The 17,220-nt window shown below is 64.2% G+C and carries 15 protein-coding genes and 1 riboswitch; of the genes, 7 read left to right on the forward strand and 8 right to left on the reverse strand.

The genetic code is table 11. The features are described 5' to 3' along the window. The first annotated feature begins 5 nt into the window (after positions 1 to 5). Together hsdR and AC6H0R_RS05805 are read left to right on the forward strand one after the other, a co-directional pair. The gene (gene hsdR, locus AC6H0R_RS05800; RefSeq protein WP_497580396.1) at positions 6 to 2,396 is read left to right on the forward strand and encodes an EcoAI/FtnUII family type I restriction enzme subunit R; all 2,391 of its coding nucleotides are present in this window, start codon (positions 6 to 8) and stop codon (positions 2,394 to 2,396) included. 144 nt (positions 2,397 to 2,540) lie between these two features. Continuing rightward, the gene (locus AC6H0R_RS05805) at positions 2,541 to 3,431 is read left to right on the forward strand and encodes a DMT family transporter (RefSeq protein ID WP_497580397.1); all 891 of its coding nucleotides are present in this window, start codon (positions 2,541 to 2,543) and stop codon (positions 3,429 to 3,431) included. 24 nt (positions 3,432 to 3,455) lie between these two features. On the opposite strand, the gene AC6H0R_RS05810 is transcribed toward AC6H0R_RS05805, so the two are convergent. The 4 genes from AC6H0R_RS05810 to AC6H0R_RS05825 form a co-directional block, all read right to left on the reverse strand. After that, positions 3,456 to 4,724, reverse strand: coding sequence for a D-amino acid dehydrogenase (locus AC6H0R_RS05810; RefSeq protein ID WP_497580398.1), 1,269 nt, complete (start codon positions 4,722 to 4,724; stop codon positions 3,456 to 3,458). 160 nt (positions 4,725 to 4,884) lie between these two features. After that, a riboswitch (glycine riboswitch) is annotated at positions 4,885 to 4,978 on the reverse strand. 323 nt (positions 4,979 to 5,301) lie between these two features. Next, positions 5,302 to 7,266 (reverse strand): TonB-dependent receptor domain-containing protein, encoded by a 1,965-nt coding sequence (locus AC6H0R_RS05815; RefSeq protein ID WP_497580399.1) that lies wholly within the window; start codon positions 7,264 to 7,266, stop codon positions 5,302 to 5,304. A gap of 88 nt (positions 7,267 to 7,354) precedes the next feature. Next, a complete protein-coding gene (locus AC6H0R_RS05820; protein ID WP_497580400.1) occupies positions 7,355 to 8,704 on the reverse strand; it encodes a sensor histidine kinase in 1,350 nt (449 codons plus the stop codon). Next, entirely contained in the window at positions 8,701 to 9,396 is a 696-nt protein-coding gene (locus AC6H0R_RS05825; protein ID WP_497580401.1) for a response regulator transcription factor, read from the reverse strand. Before AC6H0R_RS05825 ends, AC6H0R_RS05820 begins: the two co-directional genes overlap by 4 nt. 197 nt (positions 9,397 to 9,593) lie before the next feature. Here AC6H0R_RS05825 and AC6H0R_RS05830 point away from each other — a divergent pair, with 197 nt between their 5' ends. The 3 genes from AC6H0R_RS05830 to AC6H0R_RS05840 are packed head-to-tail and all read left to right on the forward strand — an operon-like array spanning position 9,594 to position 13,083. Continuing rightward, entirely contained in the window at positions 9,594 to 11,780 is a 2,187-nt protein-coding gene (locus AC6H0R_RS05830) for a TonB-dependent receptor (protein ID WP_497580402.1), read from the forward strand. After that, a complete protein-coding gene (locus AC6H0R_RS05835; RefSeq protein ID WP_497580403.1) occupies positions 11,780 to 12,931 on the forward strand; it encodes a PepSY-associated TM helix domain-containing protein in 1,152 nt (383 codons plus the stop codon). The genes AC6H0R_RS05830 and AC6H0R_RS05835 overlap by 1 nt, the downstream gene beginning before the upstream one ends. Next, positions 12,928 to 13,083, forward strand: coding sequence for a hypothetical protein (locus AC6H0R_RS05840; protein ID WP_497580404.1), 156 nt, complete (start codon positions 12,928 to 12,930; stop codon positions 13,081 to 13,083). Before AC6H0R_RS05835 ends, AC6H0R_RS05840 begins: the two co-directional genes overlap by 4 nt. Here the strand turns inward: AC6H0R_RS05840 and AC6H0R_RS05845 are convergent, their stop codons facing one another. After that, entirely contained in the window at positions 13,084 to 13,944 is an 861-nt protein-coding gene (locus AC6H0R_RS05845; protein WP_497580405.1) for an HDOD domain-containing protein, read from the reverse strand. A gap of 157 nt (positions 13,945 to 14,101) precedes the next feature. Here AC6H0R_RS05845 and AC6H0R_RS05850 point away from each other — a divergent pair, with 157 nt between their 5' ends. After that, positions 14,102 to 15,313 (forward strand): tetratricopeptide repeat protein, encoded by a 1,212-nt coding sequence (locus tag AC6H0R_RS05850; RefSeq protein ID WP_497580406.1) that lies wholly within the window; start codon positions 14,102 to 14,104, stop codon positions 15,311 to 15,313. Beyond that, entirely contained in the window at positions 15,297 to 15,938 is a 642-nt protein-coding gene (gene alkB / locus AC6H0R_RS05855; protein ID WP_497580407.1) for a DNA oxidative demethylase AlkB, read from the forward strand. Before AC6H0R_RS05850 ends, alkB begins: the two co-directional genes overlap by 17 nt. Before the next feature lie 16 nt (positions 15,939 to 15,954). Here alkB and AC6H0R_RS05860 read toward each other — a convergent pair whose 3' ends face one another. From AC6H0R_RS05860 to AC6H0R_RS05870, 3 genes are read right to left on the reverse strand one after another with little or no spacing between them, the layout of a single operon-like run. Next, complete coding sequence (locus tag AC6H0R_RS05860; RefSeq protein WP_497580408.1) at positions 15,955 to 16,254, reverse strand: hypothetical protein; 300 nt, start codon at positions 16,252 to 16,254, stop codon at positions 15,955 to 15,957. A gap of 12 nt (positions 16,255 to 16,266) precedes the next feature. Then, on the reverse strand, positions 16,267 to 16,713 hold the full coding sequence (locus AC6H0R_RS05865; protein WP_497580409.1) for a hypothetical protein: 447 nt from the start codon (positions 16,711 to 16,713) through the stop codon (positions 16,267 to 16,269). Between the two features lie 8 nt (positions 16,714 to 16,721). Beyond that, positions 16,722 to 17,015, reverse strand: coding sequence for an ElaB/YgaM/YqjD family protein (locus tag AC6H0R_RS05870; protein ID WP_497580410.1), 294 nt, complete (start codon positions 17,013 to 17,015; stop codon positions 16,722 to 16,724). Between the last annotated feature and the right edge of the window lie 205 nt (positions 17,016 to 17,220).

Genomic DNA, 17,220 nt, shown 5'->3' on the forward strand with positions numbered 1-17,220 from the left:
ACAGGATGAACGAAGCCGAAACCCGCGCCGAACTGATCGACCCCGCGCTGGCCGCCGCTGGCTGGGGCGTGGTGGACGGCAGCCGGGTGCGGCGCGAATACGCCATCACCCTCGGCCGGCTGGAAGGCGCAGGCCGGCGCGGCAAGGCCCTGACGGCAGATTACGTGCTGGAGTACCGCAACACGCGGCTCGCGGTGATCGAGGCCAAGGCGGTCGGCAAGTTGCTGACCGAGGGAGTGAGTCAGGCCAAGGACTACGCCGGCAAGCTACGCGTGCGCTTCAGTTACGCCAGCAACGGCAAGGGCGTCTACCGCATCGACATGCACACCGGCGCGGAAGGCGAAGTGCACGCCTTCCCCTCGCCACAGGAACTGTGGGACGCGACCTTTGCCAGCACCAATGCCTGGCGCGACCGCTTTGCTGCCGTGCCGTTCGAGGACAAGGGCGGCTACTGGCAGGCGCGCTACTACCAGGACATTGCCGTGGAACGGGTGCTGGAAGCGCTGGCCGCAGGGCAGGAGCGCATCCTGCTGACGCTAGCGACCGGAACAGGCAAGACCTTCATCGCTTTTCAGCTTGCGTGGAAACTGTTCCACAGCCGCTGGAGCCTCACCGACTGGAAATCCGGCAGTGAGCCGACGCGGCGCCCGCGCATTTTGTTTCTGGCTGACCGCAACATCCTCGCCGATCAGGCCTACAACGCATTCTCGGCCTTCGCCGAAGACGCGCTGGTGCGCATCGCGCCAGACGACATCCGCAAGAAGGGGCGGGTGCCGAAGAACGGCAGCATCTTCTTCACGATCTTCCAGACCTTCATGAGCGGCCCGCCCAAGGATGGCCACCCGTCGCCGTACTTCGGCGAGTATCCGGCGGATTTCTTCGACTTCATCATCATCGACGAATGCCACCGCGGCGGCGCAAACGACGAGAGCAACTGGCGCGCCATCCTCGACTACTTCTCGCCGGCCGTGCAGTTGGGCCTGACGGCTACGCCCAAGCGTAAAGACAGCACCGACACCTATGCCTACTTCGGCGAACCGGTGTTCGTGTATTCACTCAAGGACGGCATCAACGACGGCTTTCTGACGCCGTTCCGCGTGCGCCAGATCGCCACCACGCTGGATGAATACGTCTACACCCCGGACGACACGCTGGTGGAAGGCGAGATCGAAGCCAGCAAGCGCTATGGTGAGGCGGACTTCAACCGCATCATCAAGATCCGCGAACGCGAGAAGAAGCGCGTCGAGATTTTCATGAACGAGATCGACCAGCGCCAGAAGACTCTGGTGTTCTGCGCCACGCAGGAGCACGCCCTGGCCGTGCGCGACCTGATCAACCAGATGAAGCGCAGCAGCGACCCGAACTACTGCCACCGCGTCACCGCCGAAGATGGCGCGCTGGGCGAACAGTGGCTACGCGACTTCCAGGACAACGAAAAGACCATCCCGACCATTCTGACGACCTCGCAGAAGCTGTCCACCGGGGTGGATGCGCGCAACGTGCGCAACATCGTGCTGATGCGGCCAATCAATTCCATGATCGAGTTCAAGCAAATCATCGGGCGTGGCACGCGGCTCTACGACGGCAAGGACTACTTCACGATCTACGACTTCGTGAAGGCCCACCACCACTTCAGCGACCCGGAGTGGGACGGCGAACCGCTGCAGCCGGAACCCTGCGCCAAATGCGGACATACGCCCTGCGTATGCATCAAGGAGCCACCACCGCTCTGCTACGTATGCGGCAACCAACCCTGCACCTGCCCGAAGCAAGCCTGCCGCGAATGCGGCCAGCGCCCTTGCGTGTGCATCAGAAAGAAGAAGGCCACCGTCAGGCTGGCTGACGGCAAGGAGCGCCGCATCCAGCACATGATCGCCACCAGCTTCTGGCACCCGGACGGCACGCCGATGTCGGCCGCGCAGTTCGTCACCGAGCTATACGGCCAGTTGCCCGAGTTCTTCAAGGACGAAGACGAACTGCGCGCCATCTGGAGTGCACCGGACACGCGCCGCAAGCTGCTCGCCGGCTTGGCCGAAAGAGGTTTCGGACACGACCAGCTTGCCGAAATGCAGAAAATCATCGAAGCCGAACAGAGCGACCTGTTCGACGTGCTGGCCCACATTGCCTACGCCGACACACCGCTGACCCGAGAGCAGCGCGCCGAGCGCGCCAAAGCTGTGATTGGCAGTGAGTACGACAGCAAACAGCAGGTGTTCCTCAGCTTTGTGCTGACGCACTACGTTGGCGTGGGCGTGGAAGAGCTGGATGAGGACAAGCTCGGGCCGCTGCTACGGCTCAAGTACAGTGCGCTGCCCGATGCCTTTGCTGAACTCGGCCCTCCGGACCAGATACGCAACACCTTCGTCAGCTTCCAGCGCCATCTGTATGAGCGCTAAAACCTTCATCGACCAGGATCAAGTTCCGATCCTTTGACCAAGCTGCGCGATAGACCAAAGATAGTTGCCTGTTCGGCAACAGGTTTCAGCCTTTCCCCAGGCCGAGTGGGCACAATCAACCGACCTCCCCGCCGACTGCCCTTCATGCTCCCATCCGTTTCTGCCAATACCGGCCTCTCCGACCACACCCGCGGCCTGATCGCCGCCGGCATCGTGGTGCTGTGCTGGTCGGGTTTCAACATCGTCTCGCGCTTCGGTTCCACTGGCGCGCTGACACCCTACGACATCGCAGCGCTGCGCTTCGGGGTATCCGGCTTGCTGGCCTTGCCGTTCTTTCTGCGCATGGTGCCGGTGGCCGAATACCCGCGCTATTTCGCGCTGGCGATGGTGGCCGGCGTGGGGTACTCGCTGCTGGCGTACTCGGGCTTCGCCTTTGCTCCCACGGCCCACGCCGGGGTTTTCATCAACGGCGGGATTCCGTTCTGGACGGTGATCCTGGTGGCGGTGACGGCGGGTTTTCACCTGTCGCGGCGGGTGTTGATTGCGCTCGGCACGACTTCCGCCGGACTGCTGCTGATCGCGGGCAAAAGCCTGGGCGAGATCGGCGATTCGGACGTATGGAAAGGCGACGTGCTGTTCCTGATCGCGGCGCTGTTCTGGGCCGTATTCGGCATGCTCGGCCGACACTGGAAGGTACCGCCACGCAGCGCCATCGTCGGCATGGCAGTGATCTCGCTGGTGGTCTACATGCCGGTGTATCTGCTGTGGCTGCCCAAGAGCATCGCCAGTGCGTCTTTCGGCGAGATCGCGCTGCAGGCGGTGTACCAAGGCATCGTCGCGGCGCTGCTGGCCGGCGCGATGTACACCTATGCCTGTCAGACCATCGGCGTGTACCGCGCGTCGATGACGCTGGCCATCGTGCCGGGCGCTTCCGCCGTGGGCGCATGGATCCTGCTGGGCGAAGCACTGACGGTCACGGCGATTGCCGGGCTGGCGCTGGTGTCGGTCGGCGCACTGCTGTCGGCACGGCGCTGACGCGCCGCACCGACCCCTTCAACTTCAGGCGTTGCCTGGACGCAGCTGCGCCGGCACCTGCACCGTCGGCGACGCCCCGGATGCACCGGCCACAACACCGGCGATCAGATCGGCCGTAGCGGCCGACAGCGTCCAGCCCAGATGGCCGTGGCCGGTGTTGTAGAACACGTTGGCGCGGCGACCACGCCCCACCCTCGGCATCATGTCCGGCATCATCGGCCGCAATCCGGCCCAGGGCACGACCTGGCGTGTACTCACACCGGGGAAGCACCGGTTCACCCAGTCGACCAGCGGCCGGATACGGTCTGCACGGATGTCCTTGTTGAAGCCGTTGAACTCGGCCGTGCCCGCCACGCGGAAGCGGTCGGGGCCGAGCCGGCTGGTGACCAGCTTGGTCTCGTCATCGAGCAGGCTGACCCACGGCGCGCTGCGCTGGCTGCGCTCATCCGCCAGGTTAACGGTGATCGAGTAGCCCTTCACCGGATAAACGTTGACGCGGTCGCCAAGCTGTCGCGCAAACGCGCGACTGGCCACCCCGGCGCACACCACCAGCGCATCGAAGCTCCACGTGTCTTCCCGGCCGTCGATCAAGGTCGTCACCGTCGCACGCTCGCCATCGCTTTGCAGCGCCACCACGTCACGCCCGAAGATGCTGCGCGCGCCCAGGCGGTCAAGCGCGGCCGACAGGCCCACCGTGAACTTGTGGATGTCGCCGGTGGAATCGCTCTCCGTGTAGAAACCGCCGTAATAGTTGCCGGCCAGCGTGGGCTCGATGGCGCGCATCTCCTCGGGCGTGACGGCATGGCGTTCCAGCCCGCCGGCGGCGAGCATTTTGGTCACCTCGGCAGCGTGTTCGAAACCGGCGCGATCGCGGTAGATATGCAGGATGCCGCGCTTCTCGCAGTCGAAATCAATGCCTTCGGCCTCGGCCCAGGCGAACAGATGCTCGCGCGCCGCCACGGCCAGCCGGGCGGTCTCGATGGTGTTCTCGCGGTAATGCGGAATGCTGGCGAGGAACTGCGCAAACCACGACAGCTTGTGCCAGGAGGGCCTGGGGTTCACCAGCAACGGCGCATCGCTGCGCAACATCCACTTGAGGCCCTTCAACACCGTGCTCCAGTGCGTCCAGGTTTCCGCATTGGACGCGGAGAGCTGGCCGCCGTTGGCAAACGAGGTCTCCATGGCGGGATAACGGTGCTTCTCGAACAGCGTGACGGAATAGCCCCGGCGGGCGAGCGCATAGGCGCTCGTCACACCGGTGATGCCTCCACCGATGACAGCAATGGTCTTCATTGGAATGGTCTCCAGACGTCGAGGGGTGGGGTGCCTGCGCAACATGCGCAGAACACGCCCCCTCTGTCCGGTACCTGAGAGATTCACGCCAGCCTTGCAGGCGGCGCTTGCTCCTTCGGTGTGACGGGTGACGAACCCGCCAGCTCTTCAGAGATGGATGCCGATTCGGTCGGTCCTTTTGCCTGAGAGTTTCCGGGGCGGTTGCTCCTTCGGCGCCGCGCCATGTTGGCGACGGTCTCTCCCGATCGAATCCCGGCGTGAGCCGGCAATGACAGGCTCCACTCTACCCCCGAAGCCGGCGCAACAACACCCGTACAAACATCAATGTGCCCGCTCATTGGGCTCTTGTCGGGCTGAAAACGGCCACCACAGCCAATCCGGCTTCATTCCCCTGTAATCCGGGAGTGCGAGATTGGCGGCACGACAAGAGACCAGGGAGCGCTCATGCAGAGCGTTTGCGCACACTGCTACCGCCGTCTGGAACGTCCGCGACAGCATGCACGGGCGATCCTGTGCGAACACTGCGAGGCACGCTGGGCGCGGCGCATTGCCGCCCGGACGCCGCGCCCGATACCGCTCAGAAGCGATACGCCACACTCACCCTGAGCTCACGCCCGGCTTCCTTCGAGCCAACGACTCCGGCATAGCCCGGAATGCCCTGGAAGTCCTCGTTGGTGGCGTGGTCCAGGTAGTCCTTGTCGAGCAGGTTCTTGATCGTCAGCGACAGGCTCAGATCGCGCAGATTGGCCGGACTCCAGCGGGCATACACGTCGTGCACCGCGTACCCCGGCTTGTCGACCTTGCCGACGCTGGTGCGCAGACCATCCAGACCGCGCACGAAGCGCCCCTGCCAGCCGAACTGCAGGCCTGCCATGGCCGTGTAGTCGGCATGCAGTGTGAGGCTGTCGCCGATGCTCGTGCCCAGGCCGTTGTGTTCGTACACGTTGAGGCGCTCGCCGCTCAGGCGCGAATCGTTGTGGTGCAGGCTGGCGCCGATGGCCAGTTGCGTCCAGCGGTAGGCCGCGTTGAGAACGATGCCGCGCGAGCGCACATCACCGACATTCACATACAGCGACGGGCTGCCGATGGGGTCGGAAATCGCGTCCTCAATCACGGTGCGGTAGACCTTCGCACCCAGAGTCAGACGACCGCGCTGGAAGTCCAGACCGATCTCGGTGCTGCGGGCCTTCTCGGAATCGAGATCCGGGTCATTGGTGGCCGAATCGAGCTTGAACGCATCGCGGATCTCGACGCCGCGCAAGGCGCGGGTATGACCGGCGTACAAGGTCAGTTCCGGCGTGGCCGCAAAGCTCAGATTGACGTTGGGGCTGAAGCCGCTGTCGGAGAAGTCCTGATCGGAAGCATCGTCGAGCCGGTAGCGGTCGTAACGCACACCCAGGCCGAGGTTCAGACGCGAACTCAGATCAATGCTGTCCTGCACGTACAGGCCGGTGACCGTACCCTTTTCCTTCATCTCGGACGGATCGCTGCCCGGCCCGGCGGTGACGCGATCGCGTCGGTGGTCGACGCCATAGGTGAGCGTGTGTGCGCCGATGCGGCTGGTGTTGCGCAGGTCGAAACCCACCGACTTCACTGCGCCGTTGTAGAGGCCCCAGCGGTCGAAGACGTCCTGTTCCAGCGAGATATCGGTGTGATACAGCGTGGCTTCGAGGTCCACCAGATCGTTATCTACCGGGCGCCAGGTGTAGTTCGCCGTCCAGGTTTCACGCTCGCTTTCGAGCGGATAGGCACGGTTGAAGCTGCTCGGCACCCATTGCGGGCGATGCGTGCGCACGCCGCGGTCGTCACGTCGCTCGTAGCTCACGCGCAGCGTCTGGTCATCAGTGAGCTGGCCGACCAGTTTCAGAAAGCCCAGATCCTGGCGCGCACGCGTGGTCGGCACCGTGTCACCGTCACCGTCCTTGTAGTCATTGCGGTCCTGATGGGTGGCCGAAACCATGGCCGACCAGCGATCGCCCAGCCGGCCGAACACGTTCGAGCTGAGCTTGAAGCCTTCGCCATTACTGAAGTACGTGGCCTTGAGCAGCGCGCCGATGCGCTCGTCCGGGCGCAGCATGTCGAGCGGGTCCTTGGTCACGAAGCGCACCACACCGCCCAGCGCACCCGGCCCGCCCAACGCGTCACCGGCACCGGATTGCACCGTCACGCGCTTGATCAGTTCCGGCTCGATGCTGATGCGGCCGGTGTGGTGAAACACCTGTCCGGCCTGCAGGGCACCGTCGATACTGACGTTGAACAGTGTGTCCTCGACGCCGCGCACATAGACCTTCTGCGCAATGCCGTGGCCACCGCCAACCGACACTTCCGGCTGCCCGGAAAACACATCTTCCAGATCGGTGGCCTGATAGCGCTCCATCTCCTCGGACTGGACGACGCCAACGACGTTGCGGCCACGCTCGGCCGTCACCTCCACGGGAGCAAGCTGCGCGGGTTCATCGGAAGCATCCGCCGCCAGCGCAAACGAAAACGGCATAAATCCGGCCAGGGCCATGGTGATGACAAGCGGACGGGGGAAAGGCATTGCGTGCATGAGGTCCTCACTGCTGCGGTAACAATTTGAGAAAGATTCTCATTACCTCAGCAACTCGGAACGAGCACTTTTACATCTGTTACGCCACGGCCGGGAACCCGGAGCCAAGCCGGATCGTCATGCGCAGCCCGCCTTCCGGTCGGTTCGTGGCGACGATGGTGCCACCCGCCGCCCACACCTGACGGCGTGCAAGCGCCAAGCCCAGACCGAAGCCCGAGCGCTCGGCGCCCGACTGCTCCGGCACGCGAAAGAAGGGCTCGAAGATGCGCTCCAGCAGCGAGGCCGGCACACCCGGCCCCTCGTCCTCGACGGTAATGGCAAATCCGTCGCCGACCTCGGCCAGCCGCAGGCTGACGCAGCCCCCGACCGGCGTGTGGGCCAACGCGTTGCGGATCACGTTCTCCAGCGCCTGGGCCAGCGAACGATGGCTGGACCCCTGCACGGTGGCTTCATCGGGCAGATCGGCCACCACACGTCGGTCGGGATATTCGAAACGCGCGTCCTCGATCAGGCTGTCGAGCAGCGAAGTCAGGTCCACCGGCTCGTCGCGCAATTCAGGTGTCTCGTTCTCCAGCCAGCTCAGCGTCAGCGCATCCTCGACCAGGCGCCGCATGGCCGAACAATCATCGCGGATACGCCCGAGCAGCACATCCTCGCCCTGACGCTGCGCCGCCAGCTCGGCCGCCATCTCGATACGCGTCAGCGGCGTGCGCAACTCGTGCGAAAGGTCAGCCAGACGCTGACGCTGCGAAGCGATCAACTGCCCGGTACGGGTGGCCATGTCATCAAAGGCATGCGCCACACGGGAGAGTTCGTCACGCCCCGCACCGTCGGAAGCGCGCACGTCGTACTGACCCGCGCTGAAGGCATGCGCCGCCTGTTCCAGGCGGTCGAGCGGACGCATCAGGTGACGGTACAGCCAGATGCACAGTGCCAGCAGCAGCAAGGACGGCAACACCAGATGCAGCATCAGCCGCAACGCGGTCCATCCGGCGCCGGGTCGCATGCGGGCGGGGAGCTGGATCAGGAAACGCGTGCGGCCATCCGAGAACGCGACCTCCATGATCGGGTTCTCGGCGAAGTAGAGGTGGATCTTCCAGGACACGTCGCGGCCCAGCATGAAGCCGCGGTCGAAGCGGTCCGTCAGCACGCTGCCACCCAGCGGATGGGCCTCGGCGCGCACCACCGCCGCCCAGGTCTGCTCCCGCGCCTGCAACGCTTCCAGCCAGCGCGCCAGTGCCGCCTCGTCACCGGCAGCAAGCAGGGCCTCGGCCTGTGCGCCGTATTGCAGCAAGGTGCGCTGGTGCTCCGGCGCAAGGTGGCTCATCACCTCCTCAGTGTGGGTGGCGACATGCGTGATGCCCCAGAACAGCGCCACCGTACCCAGTGCTACCGTCGCCCACAGGCGCCAGAACAGCGGCCGTTTCATTCGAAGACGTAGCCGCGCCCATGCACGGTGACGAGCCGGTCGATGCGCATGCCGGCCTCGGTAAGCCGGCGGCGGATGCGGCTGACGTGCATGTCGAGACTGCGGTCGTACCGGCTGAAATCGCGTTCGAGCACGGCGCGATACAGATACGGCTTGGTCAGCGCCTCACCGCGATGCGCCACCAGATGCCACAAGAGCCGGAACTGCAAGGGCGTGAGCTGGACCGCACGGCCGCTCACGCTGACACGCTGGGCGGCGCGTTCGAGCTTGAGGTCTTCGAGCTGCAGCATGGCCGGCTGCGCGGCCGGCGCGGCACTGGTCTGCGTACGGCGCAATACCGCATCAATACGCAACTGCAATTCGGTCAGATTGAAGGGCTTGGACAGATAGTCGTCCGCGCCGTGACGCAGGCCGCGAATGCGTTCCTCTTCTGCCCCGCAGGCCGTCAACATGATGACCGGTGTCTGACGGCGCAGACGCAGGCGGCGCAGCACGTCGAAACCGCTGGTGTCGGGCAGGCGCACGTCGAGCAACACCAGCGCAAAGTCTTCATCCAGCGCCCGTTGCAAACCCGTCTCGCCGCAACTCGCGGTCTCGGTGCACAGGCCATGCCGACGCAACAGGCTGCGCAACTGTTCAAGCAGGGTCAGATCGTCTTCCACGATCAGGATACGAGGTGAGCGGGGCAGCACGCGTATGAGCTCGGGTCGAATGGACAGAGCCGCATGATAACGCGAACGGTTCTCATTTATTCAACGATCTGATGCAATAAGCCAACAGCTCCGGACACGGAGCAGACCCTCCCTGCGCAGCTTGCTATACTCGCACAGTTATCGCGAATCATTCTTATTCGCTTGTTTATTCATCAGACATGTTTCCGGAGGTCGTCTTGTCACGTCGTCGCCCACTCCCGTTCCTTCGCCCGAGTGCGCTCGCCCTCGCGCTCGCTTTCAGCTACCCGGCGTTTGCGCAGTCGCCGGAAGAGGCCAGCGGTGAAGCTCCGACCGTACTCGACGCCGTTGAGGTCAACGCCAGTGCCGACGCTTCCGCCGAAGGACTGACACCCGCTTACGCCGGGGGTCAGGTGGCGCGCGGCGGGCGGGTTGGCCTGCTCGGCAACCGCGACACCATGGAAACGCCGTTCAACGCCAATGCCTACACCAGCGAGCTGATCCAGGACCAGCAGGCCCGCAACGTATCCGACGTGATGCAGAACGACGCCTCGGTGCGCACCGCGCGCGGCTTTGGCAACTTCCAGGAGCTGTACGTCATCCGCGGCTTCCCGGTGTACTCCGACGACATGTCCTACAACGGCCTCTACGGCCTGCTGCCGCGTCAGTACGTGGCCGCCGAACTGCTCGAACGCGTGGAGGTGCTGCGTGGCGCCAACTCCTTCGTGAACGGCGCCGCACCCGGCGGCAGCGGCATCGGAGGTTCGGTCAACCTGCTGCCCAAACGCGCGCCCAACGAGCCGCTGACCCGCATCACCACCGGCATCGAAAGCGGTGGCCAGGCCTATGTCGCAGCTGACGTCGGCCGACGCTTCGGCCCGGATGAGGCGAACGGCATCCGCATCAACGTCGCGCGCCGCGACGGCGACACCGCTATCGACGGCGAGAGCCGCCGCCTCGACGTGGTCGCCATCGGCCTCGACCACCGCGGCGCCAACTATCGCCTGTCGGCCGACATCGGCTATCAGGACCACGACATCGACGAACCGCGCCCGAGCGTGACACCGACCGGGCGTGCCCCCAAGGCGCCGGATGCTGACGACAACTTCGCACAGCCCTGGACCTACTCGAAGGAACGCCAGGTCTTCGCAACCCTCCGCGGCGAACTCGATCTGAGCGAGGACGTCACGGCCTGGGCCGCAGCCGGCATGCGCCGCGGTGACGAGAAGAACAGCCTCGCAAACCCGCGAAACGTCGCGGCCGACGGCTCCGGCACCGCTTACCGTTTCGACAACGTAAGGGAAGACGACGTCTCCACGGCTGAGGTCGGCGTTCGCGGCAAACTGAAGACCGGCGCGGTCAGCCACGAACTGGTGGCCTCGGCCAACATCTTCCGTATGACTTCACGCAACGCCTATGCCGGCTCGCCGACGTTTGCCATCGACATCTACGACCCTGTGGATGTCGCCCTGCCGCCAACAAGCTCCTTTGCGGCCGGATCAATGTCCTCCCCACACGTCACGGAACGCACCAACACAAGCAGCTTTGCCGTCGCAGACACCATGGGATTCATGGAAGACCGTCTGCTCGTGACGGTCGGTGCCCGCCACCAGACGCTCCACACACGCAACTACAACTACTCCACCGGACTCAAGAACGACAACGGTGAATACGACGAGACCGAGGTAACGCCAGTCGCCGCGGTGGTGTACAAGCTCAACCCGCAGGTCTCCCTCTACGCTAACTATGCCGAAGCCCTGGTGAAAGGCGATATCGCCCCAAACACGGCCGATAACGTGGGCGAAGTCCTGGCCCCTTACGTCTCGGTGCAGAAAGAGCTTGGTGCCAAGTACGACGGTGGCCGCATCGGCGGCAGCCTGGCATGGTTCACCACCGACAAGCCGTTCTCCACCGTGGAAGGGGATGTCTTCGCCGAACGCGGCGAACAGCGCAACCGCGGCCTCGAACTCACGGTCTTCGGCCAGGCTACGGACCGTCTGCGCGTGCTCGGCGGCATCACGCTGCTCGACGCCAAACTGCGCAAGACCGAAGGTGGTGCGCAGGATGGCAACGACGCCATCGGCGTGCCCGAACGTCAGCTCAATGTCGGCCTCGAGTGGGATGTGCCGGGCGTACCGGGACTGACGCTGACCGGCCGTGCCATCCACACCTCCAGCCAGTACATCGACGCCGACAACGACAACAGCATCCCGTCGTGGACGCGCTTCGATCTCGGTGCGCGCTACATCACCGACATCGGCGGTCAGGTCATGACCCTGCGCGCACGCATCGACAACGTCACCAACCGCGACTACTGGGCATCGGCCGGTGGTTACCCGGACGCCAACTATCTGGTGCTCGGCGCACCGCGCACCTTCACCGTCACCGCGAGCTTCGACTTCTGATGAGTCCTGTTGCCCTGCGCCGCTGGAGCTGGGTGCATAAGTGGTCGAGCCTGGTGTGCACACTGTTCATGCTGATGCTGTGCATCACCGGCCTGCCGCTGATCTTCTCGCACGAGATTGAGCACCTCACCGGCGAAGAGGTGGAGATGCCGCAGCTGCCGGCCGGCACGCCACATGTGTCGCTCGATCGCATCGTCACCGCGGCCGAGGGTCATCATCCAGGCCTCGTGCCGCTGTACCTGTTCGCTGGCGACGACGAACCCGACCTGTGGCTGGCCAAGATGGACACCCGCGTGGACACCGACGAACGGCTGGCGCAGTTTGCCTACGTCGACGCACGCACCAGCGAGATCCTCGGTGAACCCAACTTCGGCGAGGGTTTCATGAGCGTGATGTATCGCCTGCATGTGGACCTCTACGCCGGTCTGCCAGGCAAGCTCTTCCTCGGCGCCATGGGCATGCTGCTACTGGTCGCTCTGGTGTCGGGCGTGGTGCTCTACGCCCCCTTCATGCGCAAGCTGAACTTCGGCACCGTGCGTCGCCAGCGCAGCCAGACACGCTGGCTCGACCTGCACAACCTGATCGGCATCGTGACCCTAGTGTGGGCACTGGTGGTGGGCTTCACGGGGGTAGTCAACACCTGGGCGGACCTGATCCTGCAGGCCTGGCAACGTGACCAGGTTGCGGTACTGCAATCAGGCGGTGCGCAGACCCTGCTGGCGTCCGATTCGCGTATCGCTACACCGGCCGATGGCACGCTGCAGACCGCAGTGGACCGCGTGCTGGCCGCCGCGCCGGGCATGAAGGCCGACATGATTGCCTTTCCCGGCACGCTGCGTGCGACGCCCGACCATTTTGCCGTGATGCTGCGCGGCGATACGCCGCTGACTTCGCGCATGACCCGCGCCCTGCTGGTCGATCCAGCCAACGGCGAGGTGCTTGAAGCGTCCGGCCGGCCCTGGTACGTCACCGCCTTCATGCTGTCGGAACCGCTGCATTTCGGCGACTACGGCGGAATGCCGCTCAAGATCCTGTGGGGGCTGCTCGATCTGCTGACCATCATCGTGCTCGGCAGCGGACTGTACCTGTGGTGGAAGAAGCGCTCGGCTACTGCTGCGTCGCTGTCATACGCCGGCGGGGTGCGCACATGAAGAGCCTGTGGTTATGGCCGTGCATCATTGCGGCGCTGTCGGCGGTCGGTTTGGCTGCCGGGCTGGTATCAGACGGGATCGGCGACGCCGCGGCCTGGTTCGGCCTCGGCGTGCCGGTCGCCGTCACGGCATGGTTCGGGCTGCGCGGCTGATCAGTTCGCGTAGTCGCGTTTCAGCTCGGCAAAACGTTCTTCGACACGCGGCGCCAGTGCCAGATAGGGCTCGCCAAGCTGCCGTTGCTTGCCGTCATCGACCCACTCCATGCTGCCGCCGGCCATCACGTTGGCCGCGTACACCACTTCCTCCAGATTGCGCGGAGTCTCCAGCATGGGCTCGCGCGGCTGGTCGTGGTCACGCACGGAATCGACAATATGACCCGGCAGTTGCAGCGCATGCAACAGCGATTCACCGATGCTCTCGTGCCACTGCACGATGAGATGACGCACCGTCTCGGGACGCTCGCGCAACTCCGGATACTGCATCGCGCGATAGAGCATGTAGAAAGCACCGAGGTCATGCACCAGGCCGGCGAACATCGCCTCTTCTGGGCTGATCCGCGGTGACAGCTCACGCGCAATGACTTCCGCCGCTGCCGCTGTCTGCAAGGAATGCAGCCAAAGCGCGCGCGAGTAGTCCTTGAAGTCGACCAGATCTTTGGCCCTTACCAGCTGGCTTACCGCAATTGCCAACGCAGCGTTGCGCACGGCATTGATGCCGAGGCGCTTGATGGCCGCCGTCACGTCGGTGACCGGCTGAGCCGCGCCCTGCGCAGCAGAGCCAGCCTGATGGATGAGCCGGGCACAGATCAGCGGTTCGGTGCGAATCAGGGCAACGATGCGTTTGACCGACACCTCCGGGTCACGCAGGGCATCGCGCAGCTTGATCACGATGTCAAAGGATGTCGGGAACACAATTTCGGTGCTCGACATCTCGTCGGCGATGTCCTCTAGCATCTTCAGGCGCTGCATTTTGAGCGCTTCGCCCTTCTTGTCCGGGTGACTGGCCGTACTCATCTTCGCTTCCGCTCGGCTGACAAAGGACACATTCTATGCGAGCCGCTGCTCGCCTGCCTTGACTGCGAGAATAGGGCCCGGCACCTCCGCCCGATACTTGATCGACTTCGAGCACTGTCGCATGCTCACGGCTTCACGCACCAGGGAGATCACAGGCATGAGCAGTTCGCTCGAACAGGCGCGCGAACATTTCAGTGAGGGCCTTGAACACTTCGAGGCCAGGCGCCTGGAAGCCGCGGCAGCCAGTTTCGAGGCCGCGCTGGTTCTGGCGCCCGGGCGGCCCTCGGTGCTCGGCAATCTGGGCATCACGCTGTTCCAGCTCGGCCACAATGAGCGCGCCGTCGAGGTGCTGCAGCAAGCCGTGACTGCCGACCCTTCGCATGCGGAAGCACGTGTATGTCTGGGCCTTGCGCATGAACTGCTCGGCCACTGGGAAGCCGCCGCCGAAGCGCTCGAACAGGGGCTGGTGGATTTCGATGCCGGCGCCAAGGCGTGGCTGGCTCTGGGCCGCGCATTCGGTCATTCGGGGCGCTTTACTGACGCCTTGCGGGCGCTCGATCACGCCGTCGCAAAAGAGGAATATCTGGCCGAGGCCTGGAGCGTGAGGGGCAACGTGCTGCGCGACATGGGCCGCCTGACCGAGGCGGCCGAGAGCTTCCGCCGCGCCATCGACGGTGGCGCCGACCCCGAGCTGCACGCCTGGTACCTGGCCGCAAGCAGCGGGGCAACCGTAGACGCTCCGCCGCGCTTCTTTGTCGAATCGCTCTTCGACGAGTACTCGGCGGACTTTGACGAGCATCTGGTCGACAAACTCGGCTACCGCGGACACGAGCGCCTGCTGCAACCCCTGCTCGAAAAGGATCGGCATTACTGCCACGTACTAGATCTGGGCTGCGGCACCGGATTATGCGGCGCACTGGTGGCGGCACATGCCGATACGGTCGACGGAGTCGACCTGTCCGCTGCAATGCTGGAACAGGCCCGGAAGCGTGAGGCCTACCGCGAACTCGTGCATGACGATCTGACGTCTTTCCTGGCCAGTCGGCAGGAAAAAGCCGATCTGGTCATCGCCGCCGACGTGTTCATTTACGTCGGTGCGCTCGACGAAGTCTTCCGTCAGGTCCGTCGGGTACTCGCAGCGGACGGCCTCTTCGCTTTCACGCTGGAACGCAGCCAGGCACCACAGGGCTTTCATCTCCTGCCTACGCTGCGCTACGCCCATTCCGAAGATTATGTGCGCACACTCGCGGCGCAACACGGCCTGATAGTGCGTGAGATCATCACCGCCGGCCTGCGTGCCGACCAGGCCGAGACCCTTCAAGGCCTCTACGTCTACCTGCAACCGGATCGACATGGCCGGACTGTTTGAGGAATTCGAGACACAGGCGCTCCCGCTGGCAGATGGCGCCGTGCTGCTGCCCGGTCGCGCGGGAACATGCGCCCGCTCACTGCTCGAAGCCATCGAGAACGTAGCCTTCCAGGCACCCTTCCGTCATATGCACACCCCTGGCGGCCACCGCATGTCGGTTGCCATGACCAATTGCGGCGCACTTGGCTGGGTCACGGATGAAACGGGTTATCGCTACTCGGAAAAGGATCCGCAAAGCGGTCTTGAGTGGCCTGAAATGCCCGCGATCTTGCGCAATCTCGCGCGCAATGCAGCAGAAGAAGCCGGCTTTGAGGGCTTCGACCCGGATGCCTGTCTCATCAACCGCTATGAACCAGGCGCGCGCATGTCATTGCACCAGGATCGCAACGAACGCGACTTCAGCTGGCCCATCGTGTCGGTATCACTCGGCTTGCCCGCGGTATTCCAGTTCGGCGGGCTGTCACGTGCCGAACGGCCACGCCGCGTGCCGCTGGAGCACGGAGACATCGTCGTGTGGGGCGGGACGGCACGCCTGCGCTTTCACGGTGTGCTGGTGCTCAAGGATGGCCATCATCCGCTGACCGGCCGCTCCCGCATCAACCTCACCTTCCGTCGGGCAAGCTGACGACTGCCCGACTTGCTCAGTCCACGCCGACGTCGCCCTGACTGACCATTCTGGCCACCAGCTCCACCAGCGGGACCACTCTCAACAACGAAAGGCCCAGATTTCCGCCGGACCGAACGCCGCGCCAATGCGGCCGCAGACGATCGAACAGAAAGCCGGCCGAGAACCCTCCCAGCAGCATGCGAAAGCTGCCGAAACGGCCGTGCAAGGCCTGACCGAACGCAGCGACATCGTGCCGCAAGCACTGCTGTCGAAGTGCCACATCCTCGCTCAGCATGCGCACCTCGCGCACTTGCCTGAAATAACCGGGAATCACGATGTCTCCTCGCTAGGCATCCGGACCTTCACCACCCGTCATGCGTGCCAGCATGCGACGGCTTTCGGTGAAACGCAGATGCCGCGTCAGACCACGCATGCACAGCAAACAGATCACCGCCATGGCAAACAGGCTGATCGTCGCGAGCAGTACCGCAATCACCGGGTCCAGGCCGGCGTGTTCGATCAGCACCAACACCATCGCGCCAACCAGAAAAAGCAGTGCTCCGGCGATCACGAAGGCCGCCGTCACCCCCAGCATCACGATCAACAACAGGGACGACGCAAAGAGCTTGCTCTCTGCGCCGAAGAGCCTGGCACCCTGCTTCACCCACTCCGCAAACTCGTCCCGCAGTTCGCCGAGTCGGGCAAGCAACTCACGCTCGGACGGCGCCGCCTCAGGAGGCGCTGTCCGCGGCAAGTCTTCCGGGTCGCCGGAATCGTTCCCTGTGCGATCCATGAATGCCTTCAGCGCCGACGGCTCAGTGCCGAGAAGATGCTCCCGGCCACAAAGGCAATGCCCAGTGACGTAAGCGGATTCTCCCGCACGTAATCAGTCACCTTGCCGACCAGTTCTTCTCCCTGGGTACGGGCAAACTCCTTGCCCTCACGCATCTTCTCGGCAGCTTGCCGGGCCTCTCCGCGTACGCGTTCTTCGGCCGTACCGAGATTTTCAGCTGCCCTGTCGACGACGTCGTGAAGCTTGTCCGCGACTTGATCGACCGTTCCATGTGCTTGTTCAACCGGCTTCTTGGTTGGCATCTTGGCTACCTCCAGATTGGTTGTGAAGCGTTCTCCGGAAATGTCTCCCGGACCAAAACTTCGTTTTCAGGATACCGACATCATGGGACGATGCCCAATCGCCCTGTTGCATACTATGTCCCTGCAAGCTGACCACCCTGTCAGCGCGAGGTTCGTCCGGATCGAGGCCATACGGACTCATCCCGATGGGCCATGAAACCGGCCA

The organism is Pseudazoarcus sp. NS36 (assembly GCF_059703705.1).